The sequence below is a fragment of the Pseudomonas sp. Sample_9 genome (assembly GCF_004307535.1).
In the GTDB taxonomy this organism is placed as follows: domain Bacteria; phylum Pseudomonadota; class Gammaproteobacteria; order Pseudomonadales; family Pseudomonadaceae; genus Aquipseudomonas; species Aquipseudomonas mercuritolerans.
On the sequence record NZ_RAZO01000008.1, the window covers coordinates 1 to 26,919 of the forward strand.

The 26,919-nt window shown below is 60.9% G+C and carries 22 protein-coding genes; 10 read left to right on the forward strand and 12 right to left on the reverse strand.

Annotated elements, in window-relative coordinates; all coding sequences use genetic code 11:
- The first annotated feature begins 423 nt into the window (after nucleotides 1-423).
- Nucleotides 424-1,011, forward strand: coding sequence for a LysE family translocator (locus D6877_RS00525; protein WP_130909516.1), 588 nt, complete (start codon nucleotides 424-426; stop codon nucleotides 1,009-1,011).
- A gap of 49 nt (nucleotides 1,012-1,060) precedes the next feature.
- Here D6877_RS00525 and D6877_RS00530 read toward each other — a convergent pair whose 3' ends face one another.
- Complete coding sequence (locus D6877_RS00530; protein ID WP_130909517.1) at nucleotides 1,061-1,894, reverse strand: AraC family transcriptional regulator; 834 nt, start codon at nucleotides 1,892-1,894, stop codon at nucleotides 1,061-1,063.
- A gap of 168 nt (nucleotides 1,895-2,062) precedes the next feature.
- On the opposite strand from D6877_RS00530, the gene D6877_RS00535 reads away from it, so the two are divergent.
- Entirely contained in the window at nucleotides 2,063-2,455 is a 393-nt protein-coding gene (locus D6877_RS00535) for a GFA family protein (protein WP_130909518.1), read from the forward strand.
- A gap of 728 nt (nucleotides 2,456-3,183) precedes the next feature.
- Here D6877_RS00535 and D6877_RS00540 read toward each other — a convergent pair.
- Nucleotides 3,184-4,014 (reverse strand): alpha/beta hydrolase, encoded by an 831-nt coding sequence (locus D6877_RS00540; RefSeq protein ID WP_130909519.1) that lies wholly within the window; start codon nucleotides 4,012-4,014, stop codon nucleotides 3,184-3,186.
- Between the two features lie 250 nt (nucleotides 4,015-4,264).
- Between D6877_RS00540 and D6877_RS00545 the strand changes: the two genes are divergently transcribed.
- Genes D6877_RS00545 through D6877_RS00560 form a run of 4 tightly spaced genes read left to right on the forward strand, consistent with a single transcriptional unit; the run spans nucleotide 4,265 to nucleotide 8,502 of the window.
- Complete coding sequence (locus tag D6877_RS00545; RefSeq protein WP_130909520.1) at nucleotides 4,265-4,720, forward strand: (2Fe-2S)-binding protein; 456 nt, start codon at nucleotides 4,265-4,267, stop codon at nucleotides 4,718-4,720.
- A 22-nt stretch (nucleotides 4,721-4,742) separates the two neighbouring features.
- Nucleotides 4,743-6,905, forward strand: coding sequence for a xanthine dehydrogenase family protein molybdopterin-binding subunit (locus D6877_RS00550; RefSeq protein ID WP_130909521.1), 2,163 nt, complete (start codon nucleotides 4,743-4,745; stop codon nucleotides 6,903-6,905).
- Between the two features lies 1 nt (nucleotide 6,906).
- Complete coding sequence (locus D6877_RS00555; RefSeq protein WP_122506902.1) at nucleotides 6,907-7,485, forward strand: hypothetical protein; 579 nt, start codon at nucleotides 6,907-6,909, stop codon at nucleotides 7,483-7,485.
- A 54-nt stretch (nucleotides 7,486-7,539) separates the two neighbouring features.
- Nucleotides 7,540-8,502 (forward strand): sensor domain-containing diguanylate cyclase, encoded by a 963-nt coding sequence (locus D6877_RS00560; RefSeq protein WP_130909522.1) that lies wholly within the window; start codon nucleotides 7,540-7,542, stop codon nucleotides 8,500-8,502.
- A gap of 142 nt (nucleotides 8,503-8,644) precedes the next feature.
- Here D6877_RS00560 and D6877_RS00565 read toward each other — a convergent pair whose 3' ends face one another.
- From D6877_RS00565 to gloB, 9 genes are all read right to left on the reverse strand, one after another.
- Nucleotides 8,645-11,767, reverse strand: a complete 3,123-nt coding sequence (locus D6877_RS00565) for a hypothetical protein (protein WP_130909523.1) — start codon at nucleotides 11,765-11,767, stop codon at nucleotides 8,645-8,647.
- Between the two features lie 149 nt (nucleotides 11,768-11,916).
- Nucleotides 11,917-12,711, reverse strand: coding sequence for an enoyl-ACP reductase FabI (gene fabI, locus D6877_RS00570; protein WP_003202751.1), 795 nt, complete (start codon nucleotides 12,709-12,711; stop codon nucleotides 11,917-11,919).
- A 19-nt stretch (nucleotides 12,712-12,730) separates the two neighbouring features.
- On the reverse strand, nucleotides 12,731-14,341 hold the full coding sequence (locus D6877_RS00575) for an ABC transporter ATP-binding protein (protein ID WP_130909524.1): 1,611 nt from the start codon (nucleotides 14,339-14,341) through the stop codon (nucleotides 12,731-12,733).
- A gap of 1 nt (nucleotide 14,342) precedes the next feature.
- Nucleotides 14,343-15,362: an ABC transporter permease gene (locus tag D6877_RS00580; protein ID WP_016774153.1), complete on the reverse strand. Its 1,020-nt coding sequence runs from the start codon at nucleotides 15,360-15,362 to the stop codon at nucleotides 14,343-14,345.
- 1 nt (nucleotide 15,363) lies between these two features.
- Nucleotides 15,364-16,437 (reverse strand): microcin C ABC transporter permease YejB, encoded by a 1,074-nt coding sequence (locus D6877_RS00585; protein WP_130909525.1) that lies wholly within the window; start codon nucleotides 16,435-16,437, stop codon nucleotides 15,364-15,366.
- A 4-nt stretch (nucleotides 16,438-16,441) separates the two neighbouring features.
- Nucleotides 16,442-18,283: an extracellular solute-binding protein gene (locus tag D6877_RS00590; RefSeq protein WP_130909526.1), complete on the reverse strand. Its 1,842-nt coding sequence runs from the start codon at nucleotides 18,281-18,283 to the stop codon at nucleotides 16,442-16,444.
- A complete protein-coding gene (locus tag D6877_RS00595) occupies nucleotides 18,280-20,112 on the reverse strand; it encodes an extracellular solute-binding protein (protein WP_130909527.1) in 1,833 nt (610 codons plus the stop codon). The genes D6877_RS00590 and D6877_RS00595 overlap by 4 nt, the downstream gene beginning before the upstream one ends.
- 306 nt (nucleotides 20,113-20,418) lie before the next feature.
- A complete protein-coding gene (locus D6877_RS00600; RefSeq protein WP_130909528.1) occupies nucleotides 20,419-21,882 on the reverse strand; it encodes a transglycosylase SLT domain-containing protein in 1,464 nt (487 codons plus the stop codon).
- Between the two features lie 99 nt (nucleotides 21,883-21,981).
- Nucleotides 21,982-22,749 (reverse strand): hydroxyacylglutathione hydrolase, encoded by a 768-nt coding sequence (gene gloB, locus D6877_RS00605; RefSeq protein ID WP_122750756.1) that lies wholly within the window; start codon nucleotides 22,747-22,749, stop codon nucleotides 21,982-21,984.
- A 66-nt stretch (nucleotides 22,750-22,815) separates the two neighbouring features.
- Here gloB and D6877_RS00610 point away from each other — a divergent pair, with 66 nt between their 5' ends.
- From D6877_RS00610 to D6877_RS00625, 4 genes are all read left to right on the forward strand, one after another.
- On the forward strand, nucleotides 22,816-23,574 hold the full coding sequence (locus D6877_RS00610) for a methyltransferase domain-containing protein (protein ID WP_041480625.1): 759 nt from the start codon (nucleotides 22,816-22,818) through the stop codon (nucleotides 23,572-23,574).
- A 90-nt stretch (nucleotides 23,575-23,664) separates the two neighbouring features.
- A complete protein-coding gene (gene rnhA, locus D6877_RS00615) occupies nucleotides 23,665-24,135 on the forward strand; it encodes a ribonuclease HI (protein WP_123441684.1) in 471 nt (156 codons plus the stop codon).
- 214 nt (nucleotides 24,136-24,349) lie between these two features.
- Nucleotides 24,350-25,108 carry a DNA polymerase III subunit epsilon gene (dnaQ, locus tag D6877_RS00620; RefSeq protein ID WP_130909529.1) on the forward strand — a complete coding sequence of 253 codons (759 nt, stop codon included), beginning with the start codon at nucleotides 24,350-24,352 and terminating at the stop codon, nucleotides 25,106-25,108.
- Between the two features lie 292 nt (nucleotides 25,109-25,400).
- Entirely contained in the window at nucleotides 25,401-26,015 is a 615-nt protein-coding gene (locus D6877_RS00625) for a GNAT family N-acetyltransferase (RefSeq protein ID WP_130909530.1), read from the forward strand.
- On the opposite strand, the gene D6877_RS00630 is transcribed toward D6877_RS00625, so the two are convergent.
- Nucleotides 25,981-26,874: a LysR family transcriptional regulator gene (locus D6877_RS00630; RefSeq protein ID WP_130909531.1), complete on the reverse strand. Its 894-nt coding sequence runs from the start codon at nucleotides 26,872-26,874 to the stop codon at nucleotides 25,981-25,983. The two genes, D6877_RS00625 and D6877_RS00630, sit on opposite strands and share 35 nt — an antisense overlap.
- Nucleotides 26,875-26,919: the final 45 nt, after the last annotated feature.

Genomic DNA, 26,919 nt, shown 5'->3' on the forward strand with positions numbered 1-26,919 from the left:
TCGAAGCCCACGGCGGGCAGATCGTCGCCGAGAGCGAGCCGGGGCAGGGCAGCGAGTTCCGCTTCACCGTGCCGCGCCTGGCCTGACTGTTCTTGTGGGGATTGATCGTTCCCACGCTCTGCGTGGGAATGCAGCCCGGGACGCTCCGCGTCCCTTCACTGCTGGGACGCAGAGCGTCCCTTGAGGCATTCCTTTGCTGCGCGTGGGAACGATCAGAACGTCGGGTGCAGCGCCGATCCCTGTGGGAGCGAGCCTGCTCGCGAATGCGGTGTGTCATCCACAACTGCACTCACTGACCCACCGCTTTCGCGAGCAGGCTCGCTCCCACAGGTGATTCGCATCCTCAGGGTCATTTTCTTCAATACCTGAAATAAGCCCCTAGCTACCGTAGCCACCTCGTTCTTCGTTTGAAGCAGGTGTGCAATGAGTCTGATTCTTTCCATGGCGGCGTTTGCCCTGGCCGCATCCATCACCCCCGGGCCGGTCAATATCGTCGCCTTGAGTTCCGGCGCGCAGTATGGCTTTCGTGCCAGTCAGCGACACGTCGCCGGGGCGACGTTGGGGTTTGTGCTGTTGCTGGTGCTGATGGGCCTGGGCCTGCATGAGGTGCTGCAACTTTGGCCGTTCATGACCCGCGTGGTGCAATGGGCCGGGGTGGCGTTTCTGTTGTTCATGGCCTGGAAACTGGCCAGCGATGACGGCCAGTTGCACACCAGCGAGTCCGGCCGCGCGCCTTCGATGCTCTATGGCGCGGTGATGCAATGGCTCAACCCCAAGGCTTGGTTGGCATGCGTAGCCGGCATGGGCGCGTTTGTCGCTGATGGCGAGGCGCGGCTGGTCTGGCAGTTTGCAGCGGTGTATCTGGTGATCTGTTATTTGTCGGTAGGCTGCTGGGCGTATGCCGGGACGTTCTTGCGCGGGTATCTGAGCAATACCGCCGGGATGCGCTGGTTCAACCGGTTGATGGCGTTGTTACTGGCGGTGAGTGCGCTTTATTTGCTATTCACTTGATTCCTGACCGCATTCCCTCTGTAGGAGCTGTGTTTGCTGCAGATCGGGATCAGCCGCGATACTGCCCCGGCGTTGCCGCCAGATGCTGTTTGAACGCCCGCTGAAAATGCGCCTGATCGGCAAATCCGGCCTCTAGCGCCACATCGGCAATCAACCGCCCACTGCGCAAGCGCTCGCGGGCGAACTGGATGCGCTGGTTGACCAGGAAGGCATGCGGCGTCATCCCGTAGCGCTGTTTGAACGCGCGAATCAGGTATGACGGCGATAGTTGCGCCGCCGCGCAAATTGCCTCGAGGCTCAGCACTTCGGTGCAATGTCCACGGATGAAATCAGCGGCGCGCTCCAGCTTGAAATTCGGCTCGGCAACGGGCTCATCCGCCGGATTCAGGCGCCCCTGCAAATCACTGAAAAACTCAACCGCCGCGCTGTGTTTCGCCAGCGCCTCCATTTGGTCGTCGAGCAAAACCTCATACAACCCCATCAACTTGCCAAACAGTTCGGCATCAGTCAGATGCGTGTCGGAAAATCGGCGAAATTCCAGCTCCCCGGCAAACCCCAATTGATGCTGCAAATCCGTCAGCCACGGCGTTTCGACATACAACATCACGTACGACCAAGGCTGATCATCGATCGGATTGCAGGCATGCACATCGCCGGGATTCATCAGCACCACGGTGCCGGCCGCCACCTCATATTGCGCGTGCTCATGCACATAGGTGCTGCGCCCGGCGGTAATTGCACCGATGGAAAAGTGCGCGTGGGAATGCCGCGCATAACAGACCTCGCGACCATCCGCGATGGCCCGCGCCTCAATGAAGGGAAGGGCGTCGTCGCGCCAGAAGCGCGGGGCTTTCTCGGGGTTTTTCGCAGCGGCGTGTTTCATCGTGATCGTCCCGGCAGGTCAGCGCCCGAGTGTATTGGTTCTGGCCGTCGAATGCTCGTTGCAGTGCGGCAACATTTAGTTCTTTCATCTGAACTATCGCCAGCATTGCAGCGCCGACTGTTATAGGCTCTGGGGGGCGCGACACCACGGGCGCAAAGGAGCTAAACCATGACTGCATTTACCGGCGGATGCCTGTGCGGCGACGTGCGTTTTCAAGCCATTGGCGAGCCTTACCGGGTCGGGCTGTGCCATTGCCTGGACTGTCGCAAGGTGCACGGCGCGTTGTTTCATGCCTCGGCGATTTTTCCTGAGGGCGCTGTGACCATCAGTGGTGAAACCCATGAGTATCAAGGACGACATTTCTGCCCGCGTTGTGGCTCGTCGGTGTTCAACCGCAGTGGTGATGAGGTCGAGGTGAACCTCGGCGCGCTGGATGCGCCGGATCAGTTGAAGCCGACTTATGAGAGCTGGATTGTGCGGCGTGAATCGTGGTTGCCGGATTTTCCGCTGGCCAGGCATTACCGTGGTGATCGTGAAGGCAAAGGGCGGGCAGAGGGGTAGGGGGTTGATTCAGCCTTCAGCACGCTTGCGATTTCTGTGGGGGCGAGGCTGCTCGCGAAGGCTTGTTGTCAGGCGGTGGTTTTTTTTGAGTGAGTACATATCCATTGCTGCGGTAACGGCTGGCTAAGGTTTCGCCCTTACGGCGACTCACTTTTTTTACAAACGCCTAAAAAAAGTAAGCAAAAAAACGCTTGCTCCTGCGTTCGGCCCTCGCAGGCTCGGGTTCCTTCGCTGCGGGATCGATCCGGGCGCAGCGGCTACGGTTTGCTTCGCTGCACCTCCTTCCGCTGTGTCTGGCTGCGCCAGACGGTCGCTGCGCTCCCACGCCCGGATCAATCCCTCCGCTCAGCCTTCCGACGTCGCCGGTGGATCAAGATCAAAAGCACTCGAGCTTGCGCTCATTGTTGAGTGGGGCGGCTTTGCCGCGGGCAGCTGCGCTGTTTTGTTTTTCTGTGGGAGTGAGCTTGCTCGCGATAGCTATCTCAAAGATACGAATGAGTAGCGGATCTACCCTGATCCCTGTGGGAGCTGGCTTGCCAGCGATGGCGGCCTTCCAGCCGACCAGTCTCTGGCGGATATATACCCAATTCCAACTGTGGGAGCGAGCCTGCTCGCGAAGGCGTTGGGTCAGTCAACATGCAAGTGGCTGAACGAACGCTTTCGCGAGCAGGCTCGCTCCCACAATTTGTTTTGTGGTGTCCGCTGCTATGGGTACATCCTCAGCTCTGTCAGCCGCGAATAAACGCCAACAAATCCGCATTGATGGTTTCCGCTTGCGTGGTCGGCATGCCATGCGGGAAGCCCGGATACGACTTCAGTGTGCCGTTGGGCAGCAGTTTCGCTGACAACGGTCCGGAGTTGGCGTACGGCACGATCTGGTCATCCTCGCCGTGCATCACCAAAACCGGTACGGTGACTTTTTTCAGGTCTTCGGTGAAGTCAGTCTGCGAGAACGCGACGATGCCGTCGTAATGCGCCTTGGCGCCGCCGATCATGCCCTGGCGCCACCAGTTGGCGATGATCCCTTCCGCCGGCTCGGCGCCCGGGCGGTTGTAGCCGTAGAAAGGTCCGCTCGGCACATCGCGATAGAACTGCGCGCGATTCGCCGCCAACTGCGCTTGAAAGCCATCGAACACCGATTTCGGCAAGCCGCCGGGGTTGCTTTCGGTCTGCACCATCAATGGCGGCACGGCGCTGATCAATACCGCTTTGCTGACCTTGTCCTGGCCATGCCGGGCGATGTAATGGATCACTTCGCCGCCGCCGGTGGAATGGCCGACGTGCACCACGTTGCTCGTACCCAGATGATTGACCACGGCCAGCACATCGTCGGCGTAGTGATCCATGTCGTGGCCGTCCCAGACCTGGCTTGAGCGCCCGTGCCCGCGTCGATCATGAGCAACCACCCGAAAGCCCTGTGCCAGGAAAAACAGCATCTGCGCGTCCCAGTCATCCGAACTGAGCGGCCAGCCGTGGTGGAAGTGGATCACCGGCGCGTCGCGCGGGCCCCAGTCCTTGTAGAAAATGTCGACGCCGTCTCGAGTGGTGACAAAGCCCATAGGTGCTGCTCCTGACTCAAAGGATGGTCAACCGCGATGCATCGCGGACCGCTTGTGCAGAGGTACGACGACTCATTCGAGCCGTTATCAACTGTAGGAGCAATGCCGGGGTCTGCATGACCGCTGGTCACAACGGCTGGCTTCAGGCGCAAATTAGGCTTTGCTGAAAGGGATAAGCGCGGGCATCCGTAGGTTTTCACGACCACAGCGATGCCCCTTTGCAACACCGTGAGTCTGAGGAAATCACCCGATGTTGACCCTGAATATCAATGGCAAGGACCACGAGCTCGATGTCCCCGCCGACATGCCGCTGCTCTGGGTTCTGCGCGATGTCGCGCACCTGACCGGGACCAAGTTCGGTTGCGGCATGGCCCAGTGCGGCGCCTGCACGGTGCACGTTGATGGCGCGCCTTTACGCTCCTGTATCACCCCGGCGACTGCCGTTGCCCATGGGCAGAAAATCCTCACCATCGAGGGCTTGTCCAGTGATGGCTCGCACCCGGTACAGCAGGCCTGGGCCGAGCTGGACGTGGTGCAGTGCGGTTACTGCCAGTCCGGGCAGATCATGTCCGCCGCCGCGTTGCTGGCGAAAATTCCCAAGCCCACCGACAGCGATATCGATCAGGCGCTCTCCGGCAATATCTGCCGCTGCGGTACCTATCCGCGCATACGCGCGGCGGTCAAACGCGCCGCCGAAATCGGCTGATTCATTCTCTGGGAGATGGACCATGAACAATCCGCTATCACGTCGCGGTTTTCTCAAAGGCAGCGCTGTGTTGGGCGGCGGCTTGATGGTGGCGTTCGTGGTGCCGGGGGCCAATCGCTTCGCTCACGCGGCGGAGGATCAGAACAAGACGTTCGCGCCCAATGCGTTTCTGCGCATTGCGGCGGACAACAGCGTCACCGTGCTGCTCGGCCATTCGGAGATGGGGCAGGGCATCTGGACCGGCCTGACCATGCTGATTGCCGAAGAACTGGACGCCGACTGGTCGAAAATCCGCGTTGAGCACTCGCCAGCCTCGGCGGCCGATTACGGCTTGCCGGCGTTTGGCGGCATGCAGATCACCGGCGGCTCGACGTCGACCTGGATGGAATTCGACCGCTACCGACTGGCCGGGGCGACGGCGCGGCAGATGCTCGTGGAAGCGGCGGCGAAACGTTTCGATGTCGCGTCGTCGACGATTCGCACTGAGTCTGGCGTGGTGATCGCCGGGGACCAGCGCGCGACCTACGGCGAACTGGCCGATGCCGCCGGGCAACTGCCGGTGCCGGACCCGCAAACCATCACTTTCAAGGAAGCCAAGGACTGGAAAGTCATCGGCAAACCAACCAAGCGCCTCGACACCCCGGAGAAAATTACCGGCCGCGCCAAGTTCGGCATGGACGTGCAGTTCGAGGGCCTGATGACCGCGATGGTCGCCCGCGCCCCGGTGTTCGGAGCCACGGTGAAATCCTTCGAAGGCGCCGCAGCGCTGGCCATTCCCGGCGTGCACAAGGTGGTGCAGGTGCCCAGCGGAGTAGCGGTGGTGGCCGAGCATTTCTGGGCAGCGAAACTGGGGCGTGATGCTCTGAAGGTCGATTGGGATCTCGGGCCGCTGGCCGACATGAGCAGTGAAAAACTGCTGGAGAGTTTCCGCAAACTGGCGGCGACGCCGGGCACCTCTGCCACTCAGGCTGGAGACGCCAAGGCCAATTTCGGCAAAGCCGCGAAGAAAATCGAGGTCGAGTACAGCGTGCCGTATCTGGCCCACGCGCCGATGGAACCGCTCAACTGCACGGTGAAAATCAGCGCCGGCAAATGTGAAATCTGGACCGGCACGCAATTTCAGACGCTGGACCAAATGGTCGCCAGCAAGATCACCGGGCTCAAGCCCGAGCAGGTCGAAATTCACACCGAATTCCTCGGCGGTGGTTTTGGTCGCCGCGCCAATCCGACCTCGGATTTCGTCGCCGAAGCCGTGCAAGTGGCGAAAGCGGCGGGCCTGCCGGTGAAAACCGTGTGGGCGCGCGAAGATGACATTCGCGGCGGCTACTACCGCTCGATGTATCTGCACAAGGCGCAGGTCGGGCTGGGCGCTGATGGCTTGCCGATGAGCTGGCAGCATGTGCTGGTCGGTCAGTCGATCATGGCCGGGACGATGCTCGAGGCAGCGATGGTCAAGAACGGCATCGATGCGACGTCGGTCGAGGGCGTGGCTGACAGTCCGTACATCAAGGATCTGCCTCACCATCAGGTCGACCTGCATTCGCCGCAGACCGGCATCAATGTGTTGTGGCTGCGTTCGGTCGGCCATACCCACACGGGTTTTGTCATGGAATCGCTGATCGATGAACTGGCGACGGCGGCGGGCAAGGATCCGGTGGAGTACCGGCGAACGCTGCTCAAGGCGCACCCGCGCCACCTCGGCGTGCTCAATCTGGCGGTGGAGAAGGCCAACTGGGGCGCACCGTTGCCGGACGGGCATGCTCTGGGCGTGGCGGTACACGAGTCGTTCGGCAGCTACGTGGCGCAGGTCGCCGAGGTGTCGCAGGACAACCTGGCGATCCGTGTGCATCGGGTGGTCTGCGCGGTGGACTGCGGCATTGCGGTGAATCCACAGAGCATCGCCGCGCAGATGGAATCGTGCATCACCTTCGGTCTCGGCATGGCGTTGCACAGCAAGCTCACCGTCAAGGACGGCGGCGTCGTGCAGTCCAACTATCACGATTATCAGGTGTTGCGGCTCAACGAAATGCCGGTGGTGGAAGTGCACATCGTCCCCAGCAGCGAAAAACCCGGCGGCATCGGTGAGCCCGGCGTGCCACCGACCGCGCCGGCCGTGGCCAACGCCGTGTTCGCCTTGACCGGGCAACGCCTGCGCGAACTGCCACTGCAACTGTTGGGGGTGTGAAATGAAACGACATCTTGTGTTGGGCACCGTCGTTTTGCTTGGTCTCGGTGGCTACGCTTCGGACCTGTTTGCCGAAGATCAGGAAGCTCTGAAAGCCTTCGCCACGGTGCAGAAAGTGTTCCAGAGCCCACGCTGCCAGAACTGCCACATTCCCGGCGATTCGCCGTTGCAGTTCGACGCCGGCATCCCCCACGCGATGAATGTGGTGCGCGGTATGGACGGCAAGGGCGCCGCCGGTTTGCCCTGCGCCACGTGCCACGCCGAAAGCAACCCGCCGGCCAGTTACGGCCCTCACGCGCCGCCGGGTGCGCCGCACTGGAGCCTGCCACCGGCGGCGCACAAAATGGCCTGGATCGGTCTGCCCTCGGACAAGCTCTGCGCGATGATCAAGGACCGCGCAAGCAACGGCGATCGGGATTTCGCTGCGCTGTTAAAACACGTCAGCGAAGACAAACTGGTGCTCTGGGGCTGGAATCCCGGGGCAGGGCGCGCACCGGTACCGGTGCCGCACGATATTTTCGTCGCGCAATTCAAACTCTGGGCTGATGCCGGCGGGCCGTGTCCGGTGGCGCAGATGTGAAGCCTCGGCGATTTAACGCTACGCTCAACGCATGACTGTCTACGGAGTGTGCGCATGCTGGTGCCCGGAAAACCTGCCAACGAAGCTGCCCGAATTGACGCGCTGCATGGCTTGAAGCTCGACTCGGCTCCCGAAGAGCGTTTCGATCGCCTGACGCGTCTGGCCAAGCGCTTGTTCAACGTGCCGATCGCCTTGGTCACGCTGGTCGACAAGGATCGCCAGTGGTTCAAATCCTGTGTGGGTCTGGATGTCAGCGAGACATCGCGCGACGTCTCTTTCTGCGGCCATGCGATTTTGCAGAACGAGCTGATGCTGGTCCCCGATGCGCTGGAAGATCTGCGCTTCCACGACAACCCGTTGGTCACCGGCGCGCCGAATATTCGCTTTTATGCCGGCTATCCACTGACGGTGCCGGACGGCAACAAAATGGGCACTTTGTGCCTGATCGATACCAAACCCCGCCATCTCGACGACGAAGAGCGCGCGCTGCTGCGTGATCTCGCGCAGATGGCCGAGCAAGAGCTGATGGCGGTGCAGATGGCAAGCATGGACGAACTGACGCTGCTGTCCAATCGCCGCGGGTTCAAGCAACTGGCCCAGCATGCGCTGGATGCGTGCGCGCGCTTGAGCCGGCCGGCGACGTTGCTGTTTTTCGACCTCAACGACTTCAAGCAGATCAATGATCTGTACGGTCATGCCGAAGGTGACAGCGCGCTGAAGACCTTTGCCGACGTATTGCGCATTGCCTTTCGTGAAAGCGACGTGGTCGGGCGCTTGGGCGGCGATGAGTTCGTCGCATTGCTGACCGGTTCCAGCCACGTCGAAACCACGCGGATCATGGCGCGGCTCAAGGAAATCCTCGAAGAGCGCAACGCCACGCTGCACCGCGGGTACGCGATTCGCTTCAGCGTCGGCCAGATCGAATACGACCCCAAACGCCATGACACCGTGGATCGCCTTCTGGCGGATGCGGACGGCGCGATGTATGCGCACAAGCAAGCTCTGAAAGGCTGCTAGTCCTGGCGTAAATCCTGTGTAGGAGCGAGCCTGCTCGCGATAGCGGTGTGTCAGGCAGTGTCGTAGTCACAGACAGCTATCGCGAGCAGGCTCACTCCTACAGGGTTGGGTGGTGCTCAGTTTGCGCAATGCCCGCCAGGATTCAGCTTTTTGGCGGGCTCAGCTTCTGGTAAAACGCCAGCCATTTCTCATGGCAGGCTGCAGCATCCTCGAGCTCGGGCACGAGCAGCGCTTCTCGCAAGGCTTGCGCTTCATGGGCTGCAAACAGATGCCTGACAGCAGTGCTGGCAATGGCGTTGACTCTCTTCGATGCAAAAGTGTCGGGTACGGCGAGCGGCACCTTATACAAAAGAGGGGCTCCATCAGTGTCGAGAGGAGTGACGAAGGCATGGCAGGTGGCGTTTGCCGCGGGCGGGGTTCCGTGTTGGTAAGCCTGGGCGTCGACCGGCAGCACTCGCGCTGCTTCGTTCTCGGCAAAAGGCAGCAGCAGGCTGAGGTCCAGATCGCGCCGCAGAACCACTTTCGATCTGCAGGGGAAAATCTCGAACACCGTGGCTGGCGTCCCGAGCAACCGCGCAATGATGCCAAAAGGCGCAGTGTGGGCGGCGGCAAGCTTGTCCGTGGCAGCGGATACCGGTCGCAGGGCAAACAAATCAAACGTGCGGGTTTCGACGTCGAACCGTTGCGTAATTGGCAAGCGACAGAACGCTTCCTTGATTAATGCTATATGCGCCTCCTTCATCTGCTTGAGACGGGCGGCCAGTGCCACATGGAAGAACGTTGCCACATTGTGCAGTCTGGGCAACGAGGCAATCATCGGCGCCAGTTGCAACTGCGCATTGCTCGATTGCCATCCCTGCATGTTGCCCGCCAGTTTGCCGGCGATATGCAGTTCGCTCAGAGAGTAATGCGCGGGCGGCGTCTCAGTGTCCGAGACTGGAACAAACAGCGCCTTTTCCGTCAGGTACAGGTTATCGGCGAAAACCTTGCGCAGATCCATCAGCGCAACGGTGGTGGGGGTGGGCGGTGCAGTGAGGAAGCCCCGGCGATACAGGTCGTTTACCAGGCGATTGTGATTGCGAAACAGGACATCGGCCTTCTTCAGCGTGGCGGCGTCGTACACCGTCACCGGGAATTCGGCGTCGCGCTGGATCAGTCCTCTTGCAACCGCCCAGTCGACTACCAGCGAGGCACATGAATCTTCGCGCAGGAACTTGTAGAAATGCAGGGGGGCGGGGCCTTTTGTCAGTTGGTTGAGCTGCTCGTAGCTCATCATGCGTGCAACGCCCGGCATTTGGCTTTCGATATACAGCACGACCTGCTTCAACCTTACCCAGCGCAGAGAACTCATGTAGGAGAGTGATGCGGGAATATCCCGGGTCAGAAACTCCGGTGCCATACCGGACAATAACAAATGCGTTGCCAACGCCCTGTTCCTGGTTCGTCCAAGATGCGGCTGTGTATCGATGAGTCGACGTACTTCGTCGTAACTCTCGCCCCACAGGTCGCTGCCCTCCAGCCGATGGGTGACGATTCGGTTCAGATCTTCGCCGGCGCTTGGCTCCAGACTGAGAATCAATGCGGCGAGCAACAGGCGCTCGCGGTTGGTCGCCAAAAGGCGTTTCTTCTGCGCCGGAGCCCCCAGGTTCTTCACCAGCAGATTGCCCAGTGTTTGCGCCCGTGGCGTGATCAGGATACGGCTGATAAGGAAGTCGGCTTTTGCCTTGAGCGTTTTGGGTGGCAGATCGGTATCGACGCCTTCACTGAGATAGTCGAGCAATGACGTCGTGCCTTCGGGCAAGAACGTCTGTGTGGTGTCGATGATGCGCTGGCGCTGTTGCTCCGTGAACCGATCGCTTTGGGTCCAGGGCTGACCTAACAGATACCAGTGGTTCATGTGGGCGGGGTGGGTGTGCAGATTGATCCTGTACCACTTGACCAGCGCGAGAGCTTGCTCGACAGACGTCGGGGTGGGCAGCTTGTAGAAGCGCAGCATCTGCCCAAGGGTGACTTTACCGCTCGAGCGCATGGCTCCGCCGGCTTTGCTTGCCTTGGCTTTGAGCTGGTCGCGGAAGAGTTTCAGATCAGCATATCTTTCCACCTGCGCCGTCAGGGTTACCCAGCCTTTGGCGCTTGGGGTACCGACATGGCCGGATTCGGTAATCAGCAACTGACTGTCGGCGGGCAGTCCCTGCTGCTTCAAAATGGCTTGAAAATCCACATCGGCGCTGAGTTTGCGCAAATGACGCTGACCATACTTCATCCAATGCGCAAGCGTGGAATCCGGATGAGTCTCGCTGAGTTCCTTGTAATCGATTTTGGCCTTCGGCTCCATGTTCCAGCACAGCGCTTCAAGGCGTCGCACGATGTGCCGGACATCTTCCAGATCGCCAAACTCTTCGCGATAACTGCGGATGGGGGCGCTGGTTTGCACGTAATCGCTGACGTAGGGCAGCTCAGGCCAGCGCTGCTGGCGCAGGCGTTGCACAAGTTCTTTGGCTTCGCCAGCATCTTGCGGCAACGCAAATTCATAGCGACTCAGAAGCTCGCCCATTTTCAGCCGCGGCCCTCTGACTGGTGCGGTAACAGAAGCCGAAGTGAGCGTGACCGCAGTGTCGGCAAAGTCTCGCTGCTCGAACGGGTTGCTGGTCAGCAGTACCTCATCGATTCGATCGGCGATGGCCCGGAAGTCCTCCAGTTGCGCGTTGCGCTCCTTCACCACAGCCGACGTGGTGTGGCCGTTTTCATCGATGGCAGCCAGACCGCGGGCCTTCCACTCGGCGACGATGACCCGGGCCTGAATCTGGTTTTGCGGTTCCGGATAACCGTAGAACGCCAGCACGACTTGCCGCGGAAACCGGTAGAGCGGGTTGGCGGATGTACCACCGATGTAAGGCAGGCCCAGCCCCGCAGGATCGATACGCTGGGAAATCGACAGCAGCAGCGGCGCCATCTGCCACCAACCTGAGTCATCCTCCAGCGTGAAGATGCGCAGCCCGGCGGAGCCGTTCGAGGGGATCTGTGCTTGCAGGGTGTCACCCTTGATCTGCAACGTATCCAGATCAATATGGAAGCGACTGGCCCAGTCGAGAAATTCGGGGCGTTCGAGGGCGTTCCAGTAGAGCTCCATCCATTCGCGCAGCAGGCATGGCCGGGGAACGTCCAGCGTACGCGCCGGATCAGCGGCAGTGATTACCGGTTTGGCAGTCAATTCGGCAATGAGGTTCTGGATCAGCGTCTGTTCAGGTACCGGTGTGTCGCTCATGTGTGCCTCCCTGGCGGTTGATAAGCATTGAATGCCGAGTATCGCGGGGAGGGCTGGCTGGCGGGCGGTAGATATTTACTGCGCGACGTTTTCCAGGGGCATAAAAAAACCCGCCATATTCGGCGGGTTTTTTATTGGCTACACGAAGATCACTCTTCGATGTTGCCCATGGCGGTGGTGTTGAAGCCGCCGTCGACGTACATGATTTCACCGCTGATGCCCGACGCCAGGTCGGAGCACAGGAAGGCGCCGGCGTTGCCGACTTCTTCGATGGTGACGTTGCGGCGCAGCGGAGTCTGCGCTTCGTTGGCGGCCAGCATCTTGCGGAAGTTCTTGATGCCGGAAGCGGCGAGAGTGCGGATCGGACCGGCCGAAACGCAGTTGACGCGGGTGCCGTCCGGACCGAGGGAACCGGCCAGGTAACGGACGCCGGCTTCCAGCGAAGCCTTGGCCATGCCCATCACGTTGTAGTTCGGCATGGTGCGCTCGGCGCCCAGGTACGACAGGGTCAGCAGGCTGCCGTTGCGGCCTTTCATCATTTCGCGACCGGCCTTGGCCAGCGCCACGAAGCTGTAGGCGCTGATGTCGTGAGCGATGCGGAAACCTTCACGGGTGGTGGCTTCGGTGAAGTCGCCGTCCAGTTGGTCGCCCGGGGCGAAGCCGACGGAGTGCACGATGCAGTCCAGGCCGTCCCACTTCTTGCTCAGTTCTTCGAAGACCTTGGCGATTTCTTCATCGCTGGCCACGTCGCACGGGAAGCACAGCTCAGGGCTCGAACCCCAGCCTTGTGCGAACTCTTCGACGCGACCCTTGAGTTTGTCGTTCTGATAAGTGAAGGCAAGCTCAGCGCCCTCGCGATGCATGGCGGCAGCGATGCCGGATGCGATGGACAGCTTGCTGGCGACACCGACGATCAGTACGCGCTTACCGGCGAGAAAACCCATGTGTTGCTCCTCTTTCAGGTTATTGCGCAGTGGCTGGTGCCAGAAAAGCGGCTTCCAGCAACTGCTGTGTATACGGATGTTGGGGGGCGGCAAAGATACTTTGCGCGTCTCCCTGTTCGACCACTTGGCCATGCTTGACCACCATCAGTTGGTGGCTCAGCGCTTTGACGACAGCCAGGTCATGGCTGATGAACAAATACGTCAGGTTGTACTTGGCTTGCAGTGAACGCAACAGCTCCACCACTTGCCGCTGCACCGTCCGGTCGAGCGCCGAAGTCGGCTCGTCCAGCAGGATCAGCGCCGGTTTCAGCACCAAGGCCCGGGCAATGGCGATTCGCTGCCGTTGCCCACCGGAAAATTCGTGGGGGTAGCGGTGCCGGGTTTCCGGATCCAGACCTACCTCATTCAATGCCGCAATGATCGCCGCTTCCTGTTCGGCCGCGGTGCCCATCTTGTGTATCCGCAGGCCTTCGCCAACGATGTCATTGACGCACATGCGCGGGCTCAGGCTGCCAAACGGGTCCTGAAACACCACCTGCATCTCCCGCCGCAGCGGGCGAACCTCACTCTGCGTCAGGCAGTCTAGCTGCTTGCCTTCAAAGCGGATCGCGCCTTTGCTGCCGATCAGCCGCAAAATCGCCAGACCGAGGGTGGATTTGCCGGAACCGCTTTCGCCGACGATCCCCAGGGTCTGACCCTGCGGCAGGCTGAAATTGATGCCGTCCACTGCCTTGACGTAATCCACCGTGCGCTTGAGCAGGCCTTTCTTGATCGGGAACCAGACTTTGAGGTCCTCGACTTCGAGCAGCGGCGCGCCGATTTCATTGCTCGCCGGGCCGCCGCTGGGCTCCGCGCCGAGCAATTCCCGAGTGTACGGATGCTGCGGCGAACGGAACAGCTCTGCGCACGATGCCTGTTCGACGATGCAACCGCGCTGCATGACACATACGCGATGCGCAATTCTTCGCACCAGGTTCAAATCGTGACTGATCAGTAACAGCGACATGCCCAATCGAGCCTGAAGATCCTTGAGCAAATCGAGGATTTTCAGCTGAACGGTCACATCCAGCGCGGTGGTCGGTTCGTCGGCAATCAGCAATTCCGGCTCGTTGGCCAGGGCCATGGCAATCATCACCCGCTGGCGCTGGCCGCCGGACAATTCATGGGGCAGGGCCTTGAGACGCTTGTGCGGCTCGGGAATGCCGACCATCTCCAGCAGCTCCAAAGTGCGCTTGGTCGCGACCTTGCCGCTCAGGCCCTTGTGGATGCCGAGCACTTCATTGATCTGCTTTTCGATCGAGTGCAACGGATTGAGCGAGGTCATTGGCTCCTGAAAGATCATCGCGATGCGGTTGCCACGGATGTGGCGGATGGTCTTCTCGCTCAAATCCAGCAGGTTCTGCCCGGCGTGATTGATGCTGCCGGCCGGATGCCGTGCCATGGGGTAGGGCAGCAGGCGCAGGATTGAATGCGCCGTGACCGATTTGCCCGAGCCCGATTCACCGACCAGCGCCAGGGTTTCGCCGCGCTTGATGTCGAAGCTCACGCCCTCGACCACGCGGTGGACGCGCTCGCCGAAACCGAATTCGACGGCGAGGTCGCGCACTTCGATCAGATTGTCCTGATTCATTTCACTTCCTCGGGTCGAAGGCATCGCGAGCGGACTCGCCGATAAACACCAGCAGGCTCAACATCAGCGCCAGCACGGCAAACGCACTCATGCCCAGCCACGGCGCCTGCAAATTGGATTTGCCTTGCGCGACCAGTTCGCCCAACGACGGACTGCCGGCCGGCAAGCCGAAGCCGAGGAAGTCCAGCGCGGTCAGGGTGCCGATGGCGCCGGTGAGGATGAACGGCATAAACGTCATGGTCGAGACCATGGCGTTGGGCAGGATGTGGCGGAACATGATCGCGCCGTTCTGCATGCCCAGCGCGCGGGCGGCGCGCACGTATTCCAGATTGCGCCCGCGCAGGAACTCGGCGCGCACCACATCGACCAGGCTCATCCACGAGAACAGCAGCATGATGCCCAGCAGCCACCAGAAATTCGGCTGGACGAAACTGGCGAGGATGATCAGCAGATACAGCACCGGCAGCCCCGACCAGATCTCGAGAAAACGTTGCCCGGCGAGATCGACCCAGCCGCCGTAGAACCCCTGTAGCGCCCCGGCAATCACGCCGATGATCGAACTCAGCACGGTCAGCGTCAGCGCAAACAGCACGGAAATGCGGAAACCGTAGATCACCCGCGCCAACACGTCGCGGCCCTGATCGTCGGTGCCCAGCAGGTTGTCCGCCGAGGGTGGCGCCGGGGCCGGGACTTTCAGGTCGTAGTTGATGCTCTGGTAGCTGTAGGGGATCGGCGCCCACAGAATCCACGCGTCCTTGGCCTTGAGCAGTTCCCGGATGTACGGACTCTTGTAGTTGGCTTCCAGCGGGAATTCGCCGCCGAACGCGGTTTCCGGGTAGCGCTTGATCGCCGGGAAATACCAGTTGTTGTCGTAATGCACGACCAGCGGCTTATCGTTGGCAATCAGCTCGGCGCCCAGGCTCAGGCCGAACAGAATCAGAAACAGCCACAGCGACCACCAGCCACGCTTGTTGGCCTTGAACAGTTCGAAGCGCCGGCGGTTGAGAGGGGACAGGTTCATCTCAATGCTCTCTGCTTGCAAAGTCGATGCGCGGATCGACAAAGGTGTAGGTCAGGTCGCCGATCAGTTTCACCACCAGCCCGAGCAGGGTGAAGATGAACAAGGTGCCGAACACCACCGGGTAATCGCGGTTGATCGCCGCTTCGAAACTCATCAGGCCGAGGCCATCGAGGGAGAAAATCACTTCCACCAGCAGCGAGCCGGTGAAGAAAATGCCGATGAATGCCGACGGAAAACCGGCAATCACCAGCAGCATGGCATTGCGGAATACATGCCCGTAAAGCACGCGATGGCGGGTCAGGCCCTTGGCTTTGGCGGTGACCACGTACTGTTTGTTGATCTCGTCGAGAAAGCTGTTTTTGGTCAGCAATGTCATGGTCGCGAAGTTGCCGATCACCAGCGCCGTCACTGGCAATGCCAGGTGCCAGAAGTAATCGATGATCTTGCCGCCCAGGCTCAGCTCATCGAAGTTGTTCGAAGTCAGCCCGCGCAGGGGGAACCAGTCCAGATAACTGCCGCCGGCAAATACCACGATCAGCAGGATCGCAAACAGGAACGCCGGGATCGCATAGCCGACGATGATTGCCGAACTGGTCCAGACGTCGAAGTGGCTGCCGTGTCGCGTAGCCTTCGCGATGCCCAGCGGGATCGACACCAGATACATGATCAGCGTGCTCCACAGCCCCAGCGAGATCGACACCGGCATCTTTTCCTTGATCAGGTCGATGACCTTGGCGTCGCGGAAGAAACTGTCGCCGAAATCCAGCTGCGCGTAGTTCTTGACCATGATCCACAGGCGTTCCGGGGCCGATTTGTCGAACCCGTACATGTGCTCGATTTCCTTGATCAGCGCCGGATCCAGCCCCTGCGCGCCACGGTAGGACGAGCCGGCCACCGCCACTTCGGCACCGCCGCCGGCAATCCGGCTGGTGGCGCCTTCGAAACCTTCGAGCTTGGCGATCATCTGCTCGACCGGCCCGCCGGGCGCGGCCTGGATGATCACGAAGTTGATCAGCAGAATGCCGAACAGGGTCGGGATGATCAGCAGCAGTCGCCGAAAGATATACGCCAGCATCTGATTACTCCGTGCCCGCAGGGTCGGCTTGCAGTTGGGTTTCGACTTCTACGGCAGGCTTGGCGTCAGGCTTGACCCACCAGGTGTTGATGCCGATGTCGTACTTGGGCGAGGTTTTCGGGTGGCCGATGTGGTTCCAGTAGGCCACGCGCCAGCTCTTGATGTGCCAGTTCGGCACCACGTAGTAGCCCCATTGCAGAACACGATCCAGCGCGCGGGCGTGGGCTACCAGACTCTTGCGCGAGTCGGCGTTGATCAGGCTTTCCACCAGTTGATCGACGGTAGGATCCTCGAGGCCCATGCTGTTGCGGCTGCTCGGTTTGTCGGCGGCGGCGCTCATCCAGTATTCGCGCTGCTCGTTGCCCGGCGAGTTGGACTGCGGAAAGCTGCCGACCATCATGTCGAAATCCCGCGAGCGCACGCGGTTGATGTACTGCGAGACGTCGACGCGGCGGATCACCAGATCGATGCCGAGGTCGCTGAGGTTGCGCTTGAACGGCAGCAGCACGCGTTCGAATTCGGTCTGGGCGAGGAGGAATTCGATCACCACCGGTTTGCCGGTGGCGTCGACCATTTTGTCATCGACGATTTTCCAGCCGGCCTCTTGCAGCAGTTGATACGCCTCGCGCTGCTGGGTGCGGATCATGCCGCTGGCGTCGGTCCTGGGATTTTCGAAGGCTTCGCTGAATACTTGAGCCGGCAGTTGGCTGCGGAACGGTTCGAGGATCGTCCGTTGCTCGGCGTCCGGCAGGCCGGTGGCGGCCATTTCAGAGTTTTCGAAGTAGCTGCGAGTGCGCACGTAGGCGCCGTTGAACAATTGCTTGTTGGTCCATTCGAAGTCGAACAGTAGCCCGAGAGCCTGACGCACGCGCACATCCTGGAACACCGGGCGGCGCAGGTTGAAGACGAAGCCCTGCATGCCGGTCGGGTTGCTGTTGGGGATCAGTTCCTTGATCAAACGGCCCTCGGTGACCGCCGGAACGTTATAGGCGCTGGCCCAGTTCTTCGCGGTCATCTCCAGCCAATAATCGAACTGTCCGGCCTTCAGTGCTTCGAGGGCGACGGTGTTGTCGCGGTAATAGTCGGTGGTCATCGTGTCGAAGTTGTAGAAGCCACGGTTGACCGGCAAGTCCTTGCCCCAGTAATCCTTGACCCGCTCGTAACGTACCGAACGGCCGGCCTTCACTTGGGTGACCTTGTACGGGCCGCTGCCCAGCGGGATTTCCAGATTGCCCTTGTTGAAGTCGCGACTGGCCCACCAGTGTTTAGGGAGGACCGGCAACTGGCCGAGGATCAGCGGCAGCTCGCGGTTGTTGCTGTGCTTGAACTTGAACAGCACTTTCAGCGGGTCTTCGGCGATGGCTTCGGCGACGTCGTTGTAGTAGCCGCGAAACATCGGCGAGCCTTCCTTGGTCAACGTTTCGAAGCTGAACACCACGTCTTCGGCGCGTACCGGGTGGCCGTCATGGAAGCGCGCTTCCGGGCGCAGGTAGAAGCGCACCCAACTGTTGTCGTCGGCTTTCTCGATCTTGCTGGCAATCAGGCCGTATTCGGTGAACGGCTCGTCGAGGCTGTGCTTGGTCAAGGTGTCGTAGATCTGGCCGATGTCATCGGCCGGCACGCCTTTGTTGATGAACGGGTTGAGGCTATCGAAGCCGCCGAACCCGGCCTGGCGGAACACGCCACCCTTGGGCGCGTCAGGGTTCACGTAGTCGAAGTGCTGGAAATCGGCCGGGTATTTCGGTGGCTCGTTGTACAGGGTCACGGCGTGTTGCGGGGCGGCCCAGGCCAGCCCGGCGAACAGCAAGCCGCCGGCCTGCACGAGCAGGGTGCGAACAGCGTTCATCGATCTTTCTCCGAAGACTTCAGCCACCATGCGCTCAGGCCCAGGGTGTAGGGCGGCGTGGTGACAAAGGCCAACCGGTTCCGGTAGGCCAGACGGTGATAATTGAGGTACCAGTTGGGAATGCTGTAGTGCTGCCAGAGCAGCACGCGGTCGAGCGCCTTGCCGGCGGCGACCTGCTCGTCGCGGGTGCGCGCGGCGAGCAATTGTTCAAGCAGGTGATCAACTACCGGATTGGCGATGCCCGCGTAATTCTTGCTGCCCTTGACCCCGACCTGACTGGAGTGGAAGTACTGCCACTGCTCAAGGCCCGGGCTCAGGGTCTGGCCGAGGGTCATCGAGATCATGTCGAAATCGAATTGATCGAGGCGTTGTTTGTATTGCGCGCGATCGACTGTGCGCAGGCGCGCGTCGATGCCGATGCTGTTGAGATTCTCGATGTACGGCTGATAAAGCCGCTCCAGGCTCGGATTGACCAGCAGCAGTTCGAAGCGCAGCGGTTGGCCGTCAGCATTTTGCAAGCGCTGGCCGTGGAGCTTCCAGCCGGCCTCGGCGAGCAGGGCGAGGGCTTTGCGCATGGTCTCGCGCGGGATGCCACGGCCGTCGGTTTTCGGCAGGGTGAACGGCTCGGTGAACAGCCGGGCTGGCAACTGCTCCTTGTAAGGCTTGAGCATCAGCCATTCATGCCCGACCGGCAAACCAGACGCGGTGAATTCGCTGTTGGGGTAGTAGCTGGTGGTGCGTTTATAGGCATCGCTGAACAGCGCGCGGTTGGTCCATTCGAAGTCGAACATCAGACCCAACGCTTCGCGCGTCCTGACATCGGCGAAGGTCGCGCGGCGGCTGTTCATGAACAGGCCCTGAGTCTGGGTCGGGATCTGATGCGGGATCTGCACCTTGATCACTTCGCCACGACGCACGGCAGGGAAGTTGTAGCCGTTGACCCAGTTCTTTGCCTGATGCTCGATGTAGATGTCGAACTCACCGGCCTTGAACGCTTCGAAGGCGACATCGCTGTCGCGGTAGAACTCGACTTCCATGCGATCGAAGTTGTACTTGCCGCGATTGACCGCTAAGTCCTTGCCCCAGTAATCCTTGACCCGCTCGAAAATCAGCTGCCGGCCTGGCGTGACCGACGTGATGCGGTACGGTCCGCTACCCAGCGGCGGTTCGAAGGTGGTGGCTTTGAAGTCGCGGTCTTTCCAGTAATGCTGCGGCAGTACCGGCAATTCGCCCAGGCGCAGGATCAGCAGCGGATTGCCCGAGCGCTTGAACACGAAACGAATGCGCTGCTTGTTGAGAATGTCGACTCGCAGCACTTCCTGCAGGGCCGTGCGATACAGCGGATGACCGTCCTTGAGCAGCGTTCGATAGGAGAACGCCACGTCGTAGGCGGTGATCGGCGCGCCGTCGTGAAAGCGCGCTTCGGGGCGCAAATTGAAGACGACCCAGCTGCGATCTTCGCTGTACTCCACCGATTGTGCGATCAACCCGTAACTCGACGCGGGTTCGTCGCCGGACGGCGAATACTGGCCGGTGCCAACCATCAGCGGCTCGTTGAGCTCGTTGATGCCGTACTGGAGAAAATTGGCGGTGGTGACCGGGCTGGTGCCCTTGAAAGTGTACGGATTGACCGTATCGAAGGTGCCGAACGCCATCACCCGCAACGTACCGCCCTTGGGCGCTTGCGGGTTGACCCAGTCGAAGTGGGTAAATCTGGCCGGGTACTTGAGCGTGCCGAACTGCGCATAACCGTGACTTTCGGTAATCGTCGCGCTTGCGGGTGAGCTCAAGGCCAGGCTGATCAGGAGCAGGGAGAGGGCACGCTTCAAGTCAGATCCGATCCAGCGGCTTGGGCTTTGTGGGCCGTACAGTAACAGCTTGTCTGGACAGGAAAAAGATGCGGCTTAAAGAGCCCCTCACCCTAACCCTCTCCCGGAGGGAGAGGGGACTGATCGTGGTGTTTGGACGAATTGCACCGAGGTGCGATACCGAGTCGAACTCGGTTTCTGAAAAGCCCCCGATCAGCTCCCTTTCCCCCTCTCCCCCTGGGGGAGAGGGCTGGGGTGAGGGGGATGGATCTAAAGCACACCAAAAACGTCATCCAAAAAAAGCCCCTGAATTCAGGGGCTCTTCTGTCAGTGCGGCTGGTAAACCGTGAGCATCTGCCCCGGCTTCAACGCTTTGCCCGCACCCGGGTTCCAACGCTTGAGATGTTGCATCTCGACGTTGAAGCGCTTGGCCACCACGTACAGGGTGTCGCCGCGCTTGACCTTGTACTGGGTCTGCTGCTTGCTCTCGTCCTTGCCTTTGCTCTTGCTGTTGGCCGCAACCACGGTGTTGACCCGGCCGGACTTGCGCGCCGGTGCACGCTTGGTGTTGTCCTGCATGACCAGGGTCTGGCCGACCTTGAGGTTCTTGCCGGTCAGCTTGTTCCAGCGCTGCAGATCCTTGACTTCGACCTTGTTGGCCTTGGCGATGGAGCCGAGGTTGTCGCCACGCTTGACCCGATAAGCGCGCTTGAGCTGCGCGACTTCCGACGGATCGGCGCCTTCGAACACCGGTTTCAGCGAGCGCGGGCTGATCAGTTCGTCCGGGCGCATGGTCTGCAGACTGGCGGTCAGCAGTTGCGCCTTGGATGTCGGCACCAGCAGATGCTGCGGGCCGTCGATGGTGGTGCGCTGTTTGAACGCGGGGTTGAGCTGGAACAGTTCGTCTTCGTCGATGTTGGCCACTGCAGCGACCTTGGACAGGTCCATGCGCTGGTTGATTTCGACGACCTGGAAGTACGGCTCGTTGGCGATCGGGTTGAGGTTGACGCCGTAGGCTTCCGGCGCCAGCACCACTTGCGACAGCGCCAGCAACTTCGGCACATAGGCCTGGGTTTCCGCCGGCAGCGGCAGGTTCCAGTAGTCGGTGGGCAGGCCAAGCTTTTCGTTGCGTTCGATCGCGCGGCTGACGGTGCCTTCACCGGCGTTGTAGGCCGCCAGAGCCAGCAGCCAGTCGCCGTTGAACATGTCGTGCAGGCGAGTCAGGTAATCCATCGCCGCCGTAGTCGAAGCGGTGATGTCGCGGCGACCATCGTAGAAACGCGTCTGGCGCAGGTTGAAGTAGCGCCCGGTGGACGGAATGAATTGCCACAGGCCCACCGCATCGGCGCGGGAGTAGGCCATCGGGTTGTACGCGCTCTCGATCACTGGCAGCAGGGCCAGTTCCAGCGGCATGTTGCGCTCTTCGAGGCGTTCGACAATGTAATGAATGTAGAGGCTGCCGCGTTCGCCGGCATTCTCGAGAAAAGAGGGATTACTGGCGAACCACAGGCGCTGTTGCTCGATGCGCGGATTGACGCCAAGGCCTTCCTGCAACTGGAAGCCCTGGCGCATGCGTTCCCAGATGTCCTGGGGCGCCACGGGAGTGGGCTTCTCGGTCAGCCAGATCGGCTTCTGCTTGGCTCGCGCAGCAATGTTCGGCGTGTGCGTCGCTTCAGTCTGCGGAGCGTGGCTGGAGCAACCCGCCAGCGTGGCGGACACAGCCACCGCGATGGCTTGCGCCAGGCGGGTCAAAGCATCTGAATTGACGGACTTACGTATGGATGACGACATTGGCTGGAAGTAAGTTCCGGGCAAAAATGTCGGGCGATTCTAGAAAGCGCACCCCCTGCGGTCAACCATTGAGAATTTTTGCCCCGGCCGGCGCGCTTGTCAGAACTTGTCTTTCCATGCCCGCAGAGCCGCAAATACCTCGCTCGGCTCCCGGTTTTGAGCGCCTTCCCGTTCGTCCACTTTTTGTGTAACCAATGTTTCAGAAGTGCGTAAAAACGGATTGGTAAGCTTTTCCAGGGCCAAAGTCGACGGCAATGTCATCACGCCGTTCTGCCGTTGCTGCGTGACCTTTTCCAGACGGGCGGCGACTTCCGGATTGCCCGGCTCGACGGCGGCGGCAAATTTCAGATTGCTCAAGGTGTATTCATGGGTGCAGTAAACCAGCGTATCTTCCGGCAGGGCCGCGAGACGGCTGAGCGAGTGGTACATCTGCTCGGGTGTGCCTTCGAACAGCCGGCCGCAACCGGCGGCGAACAGGGTGTCGCCGCAGAACAGCAGGCCATGGTGGTAATAGGCGATGTGCCCCAGGGTATGACCGGGCACCGCATAAACGTCGAAGTCCCAGCCGAGCACGCTGACGCTGTCGTTGTCCTTGAGGGCTATGTCACGCGCCGGAATGCTTTCGCTGGCCGGACCGTAGACTTTAGCGCCGGTCGCCGCTTTCAGGCGCTCAACGCCGCCGACGTGGTCATGGTGATGGTGAGTGATCAGAATATCGCTGAGCACCCAGCCCGGATGCGCATCGAGCCACGCCTGCACCGGGGCGGCGTCGCCCGGATCGACCACCGCACAGCGCTGGGTCTGGTGATCCTGTAACAACCAGATGTAGTTGTCGGTGAACGCGGGCAGGGCACTGATCTGTATCATCGTCGGAATTCGCCAAGCGGAAAACATTGGCGCATCTTAGTAGTTCCTGGCGCGTTGGAGAATGACATGACCGATAAAGCGTTCGCTCAGGCCGATCCCGACTGGCTGGCATTGATCAGCGCCGCCCGCGAATGGCTGTCGGGGCCGCTCGGGCAATTTCTGCTGGATGAAGAGCGGCGCATGCTCGACGACGAGCTCGGTCGCTTCTTCGGCGGTTATCTGGTGCATTACGGCCCGTCCGCCGAAACCCCGCCGGCCGCGCCGCAAGTGCAGCGCAACGTGCGTCTCGGCGCGCCGTTGCCCGGGGTCGAGATCGTTTGCGAAGAGCAGGCCTGGCCGTTGAGCGAGCACGCCGCCGACGTGGTGGTGATGCAGCATGGCCTGGATTTCTGTCTGTCGCCCCACGGTTTGCTGCGTGAAGCGGCGAGCAGCGTGCGTCCCGGCGGGCATCTGCTGATCATCGGCATCAATCCCTGGAGCACTTGGGGCCTGCGGCATTTCTTCGCCAATGATGCCCTGCGCAAGGCGCGCTGCATCTCCCCGTCGCGGGTCGCCGACTGGCTCAATCTGCTCGGCTTCGCGCTGGAGAAACGCCGCTTCGGGTGCTATCGTCCGCCGCTCGCGTCGCCCAAGTGGCAGAACCGTCTGGCCGGCTGGGAACGCAAGGCCGGTGACTGGCAGCTGTCCGGCGGTGGCTTCTATCTGCTGGTGGCGCGCAAGATCGTGGTGGGGCTCAGGCCGTTGCGCCAGGAACGCCGCGAGCCGATGGGCAAGCTGATTCCGCTGCCGATGGCCAAGGTCAACCGCCGCCGCATCGAACCGTAAACCCTCTTTTATTTGTGGCCGGGCTTGTCCCGGCCGCGGTCATTGTCGATCCGTGATTGGCAGGACAGGCATTTTTCTGGAAAGACTGGCATGAGCGAAAGCGTGGAAAGCGTCGACACCGTAGAACTGTTCACCGACGGCGCCTGCAAGGGCAATCCCGGCCCCGGCGGCTGGGGCGCGCTGCTGGTGTGCAAGGGCGTCGAAAAGGAACTGTGGGGCGGCGAAGCCAACACCACCAACAACCGCATGGAGCTGCTCGGCGCGATCCGCGGCCTCGAAGCACTCAAGCGTCCCTGCGACGTGCTGCTGGTCACCGACTCGCAATACGTGATGAAAGGCATCAACGAGTGGATGGCCAACTGGAAGAAGCGCGGCTGGAAAACGGCTGCGAAAGAGCCGGTGAAGAATGCCGACCTGTGGAAAGAGCTGGACGAGCAGGTCAATCGCCACAAAGTCACCTGGAAATGGGTGCGCGGGCACATCGGCCATCACGGTAACGAGCGGGCGGACCAACTGGCCAATCGCGGCGTTGACGAAGTGCGTGGTTACAAGCAGAGCTGATTTCGCTTCTAACCGTGGCGTCGCCGTTCGCGAGCAGGCTCGCTCCCACATTTGCAATGCATTCCCCTGTAGGAGCTGCCGAAGGCTGCGATCTTTTGATCTTGCTGTAAGAAAAATCAAAAGATCGCAGCGTGCCGCAGCTCCTACAGGCTTCATTCCCAGCGTGTTAACATCCGCGCCTTTGCAAGATTGACCCGTTGAGAGCTGAGCACTGATGGCCACCAGATCCGTTGTACTCGATACCGAAACCACCGGCATGCCGGTGACCGATGGTCACCGGATCATTGAAATCGGTTGCGTCGAACTGATCGGTCGGCGCCTGACGGGCCGGCATTTTCACGTTTATCTGCAACCGGATCGCGAGAGCGACGAGGGTGCGATCGGTGTGCACGGTATCACCAACGAATTCCTCGTCGGCAAGCCGCGCTTTGCCGAAGTCGCCGACGAGTTCTTCGAGTTCATCCAAGGCGCACAGCTGATCATCCACAACGCGGCGTTCGACGTTGGCTTCATTAACAACGAATTCGCCTTGATGGGCCAGCACGATCGCGCTGACATCACCCAGCACTGCACGATCCTCGACACCCTGATGATGGCCCGGGAACGTCACCCGGGGCAGCGCAACAGCCTCGATGCATTGTGCAAACGTTACGGCGTCGACAACTCCGGCCGTGAACTGCACGGCGCTTTGCTCGACTCGGAGATTCTCGCCGACGTCTATCTGACCATGACCGGCGGCCAGACCAGCCTGTCGCTGGCTGGCAACGCCTCCGATGGCAATGGCACGGGCGAGGGCGCGGATAACTCGGCCACGGAAATCCGTCGTCTGCCGGCTGATCGCCAGCCAGCACGCATCATCCGCGCGACTGAAGAAGAACTGGCGGCGCATCTGGTGCGGCTGGAAATCATCGCCAAATCGGCGGGAGCGCCAGCGTTGTGGACGCAGATTGCCGAGGCTGATGCGCAGGCCTGAAAAACCTGAAGATCAAAAGATCGCAGCCTTCGGCAGCTCCTACAGGGATTGCATTCCATAGTAGGAGACGAGGAGGCAGCGATTTTTTGCGTTTGGCGACATGGAGCCAAGTTGCCACCCTCGCCACATTCGCTGCAACCCTCTACCCTGAGTGCACTGGTCAGGTGCAAATCTGCCGCCTCAGGACACTGAGCCTCATGTACAAAGAGTTGAAATTTGCGCTGGCAATCATCCATCGCGACAGCAAGGTCGACACTGTCGGCTGCGTCAAGGAATGAGGACTTTTCCCAGTATGCAACCGGTCATGAATCCGAAATACCCAGGGTTGTCGGTGCGGGTCGCCGACGAAGGTTTTGCGCCGTATATCTGGGGCAGCGACTTCAGTTTCGAGGTCGCCGCCTATGGCGCCGCCGTGATCGGCAAACCGGTCGAGCAGTGGCCGGTGACGCCGATCGTGCCGTATCGCAAGTGCTACGGCATCGATCCGGAAGAGTTCAGCGCTTTTCACAATGCGCCCGACAGCGCGATTTTCATGGCGTATCTGGACGACGAGCCGGTCGGTCACCTGGTGATCAGCACCAACTGGAACGGCTTTGCCCACATCGATGAACTGGCGGTGCATGCCCCGGCCCGTCGCCACGGCGTGGCCAAGGCGTTGCTCGATGTCGCGCAGTTCTGGAGTCGCAAGAAGAAGCTGCCGGGCATCATGCTCGAAACCCAGAACAACAACCTCGGCGCCTGTCGGCTGTATGAGCGCTGCGGTTATGTGATCGGCGGCATCGACCAGTTGCGCTATCGCGGCATTGATGCGCACACCGCCGAAGTTGCCTTGTTCTGGTATCGCCTGTTCGACAATCCGCTGGAAAAACCACTCAGCTCGACAACATCGCCTCGGCTTGTTCCGTGACGATGGCCAGCAGTGTCTGAATCGCCGCCGACGGCGTGGCATGCTTGAAGGTCAGGGCATAGAGGCTGATCGGCACTGCCGGTGAGAGCGGGCAGACGTCAAGCCCACCGGCGCGGGCGCCCAACGCGGTGAAGGGATCGACGATCGCCAGACCTTCGCCGGCCTCGACCATGCTGCGCATCATCTGATGGGTCTGCACACGGGTCTGAATGCTTGGCGCCGGGCGCAAGGCCTGCAGTTTGTTTTCCAGTGCCGGGCTCAGCGGATCCTGACCTTCGAGACCGACCATGGCCTGACCGGCCAGATCCGCGAGGGAAATGTATTTCTGTTTCGGTTGCAGCCAGCCGTGCGGAGCGAGCAATTGCAGCTTGCCCTGGGCCAGCGGCTGGCAGTGGATATCGGGGTGTTCGGGATCGTGCAGGCTCAGGCCCAGATCGCTTTCGCGCAGTAACAGGCTGCGAACGATGTCGCGAGTCGGCGCGCTGAGCAGGCTGCACGGTGCGTCCGGCAAGCGCCGACGCAGGGTCGCAAGGCTTTGTGGCAGTAATTGCTGGGCCAGCGGCGGGGTGCCGATGATGCGCAAGGGCGGGGCGAGGTACTGCTTGAGGCTGCCGGCCAGACGCTGCACCGGCTCGAGTGCTTCATAGATGTGCGCGATTTCCACCTGCAGGGCGCGCGCTTCAGGGGTCGATTGCAGGCGCCCGCGAACGCTGGCGAACAGCATGAACCCCAGCTGACTTTCGGCTTCGCGCAAACGCTCTTCGACTTCGGTCACCGGCAGTTGCAGCCATTCGGCGGCGGTGCCCATGTGACCGGTCTGCAAGAGCGCCTGAATCACTTCGATGTGGCGTAAACGCATGCGTGAAGTCCATGTTCAGCAGGTGGGGTCAGACGCTGAATCCTA

Coding starts and splice junctions, on each gene's coding strand:
- D6877_RS00590 (WP_130909526.1), bottom strand. CDS start 18,283: ATGAACGCTGTTCGCACCCTGCTCGTGCAGGCCGGCGGCTTGCTGTTC.
- D6877_RS00540 (WP_130909519.1), bottom strand. CDS start 4,014: ATGGGCTTTGTCACCACTCGAGACGGCGTCGACATTTTCTACAAGGAC.
- gloB (WP_122750756.1), bottom strand. CDS start 22,749: ATGATACAGATCAGTGCCCTGCCCGCGTTCACCGACAACTACATCTGG.
- D6877_RS00625 (WP_130909530.1), top strand. CDS start 25,401: ATGCAACCGGTCATGAATCCGAAATACCCAGGGTTGTCGGTGCGGGTC.
- D6877_RS00550 (WP_130909521.1), top strand. CDS start 4,743: ATGAACAATCCGCTATCACGTCGCGGTTTTCTCAAAGGCAGCGCTGTG.
- D6877_RS00580 (WP_016774153.1), bottom strand. CDS start 15,362: ATGAACCTGTCCCCTCTCAACCGCCGGCGCTTCGAACTGTTCAAGGCC.
- D6877_RS00585 (WP_130909525.1), bottom strand. CDS start 16,437: ATGCTGGCGTATATCTTTCGGCGACTGCTGCTGATCATCCCGACCCTG.
- D6877_RS00610 (WP_041480625.1), top strand. CDS start 22,816: ATGACCGATAAAGCGTTCGCTCAGGCCGATCCCGACTGGCTGGCATTG.
- D6877_RS00545 (WP_130909520.1), top strand. CDS start 4,265: ATGTTGACCCTGAATATCAATGGCAAGGACCACGAGCTCGATGTCCCC.
- D6877_RS00560 (WP_130909522.1), top strand. CDS start 7,540: ATGCTGGTGCCCGGAAAACCTGCCAACGAAGCTGCCCGAATTGACGCG.
- D6877_RS00600 (WP_130909528.1), bottom strand. CDS start 21,882: ATGTCGTCATCCATACGTAAGTCCGTCAATTCAGATGCTTTGACCCGC.
- D6877_RS00535 (WP_130909518.1), top strand. CDS start 2,063: ATGACTGCATTTACCGGCGGATGCCTGTGCGGCGACGTGCGTTTTCAA.
- D6877_RS00565 (WP_130909523.1), bottom strand. CDS start 11,767: ATGAGCGACACACCGGTACCTGAACAGACGCTGATCCAGAACCTCATT.
- D6877_RS00630 (WP_130909531.1), bottom strand. CDS start 26,874: ATGCGTTTACGCCACATCGAAGTGATTCAGGCGCTCTTGCAGACCGGT.
- D6877_RS00575 (WP_130909524.1), bottom strand. CDS start 14,341: ATGAATCAGGACAATCTGATCGAAGTGCGCGACCTCGCCGTCGAATTC.
- D6877_RS00525 (WP_130909516.1), top strand. CDS start 424: ATGAGTCTGATTCTTTCCATGGCGGCGTTTGCCCTGGCCGCATCCATC.
- fabI (WP_003202751.1), bottom strand. CDS start 12,711: ATGGGTTTTCTCGCCGGTAAGCGCGTACTGATCGTCGGTGTCGCCAGC.
- rnhA (WP_123441684.1), top strand. CDS start 23,665: ATGAGCGAAAGCGTGGAAAGCGTCGACACCGTAGAACTGTTCACCGAC.
- D6877_RS00555 (WP_122506902.1), top strand. CDS start 6,907: ATGAAACGACATCTTGTGTTGGGCACCGTCGTTTTGCTTGGTCTCGGT.
- D6877_RS00530 (WP_130909517.1), bottom strand. CDS start 1,894: ATGAAACACGCCGCTGCGAAAAACCCCGAGAAAGCCCCGCGCTTCTGG.
- dnaQ (WP_130909529.1), top strand. CDS start 24,350: ATGGCCACCAGATCCGTTGTACTCGATACCGAAACCACCGGCATGCCG.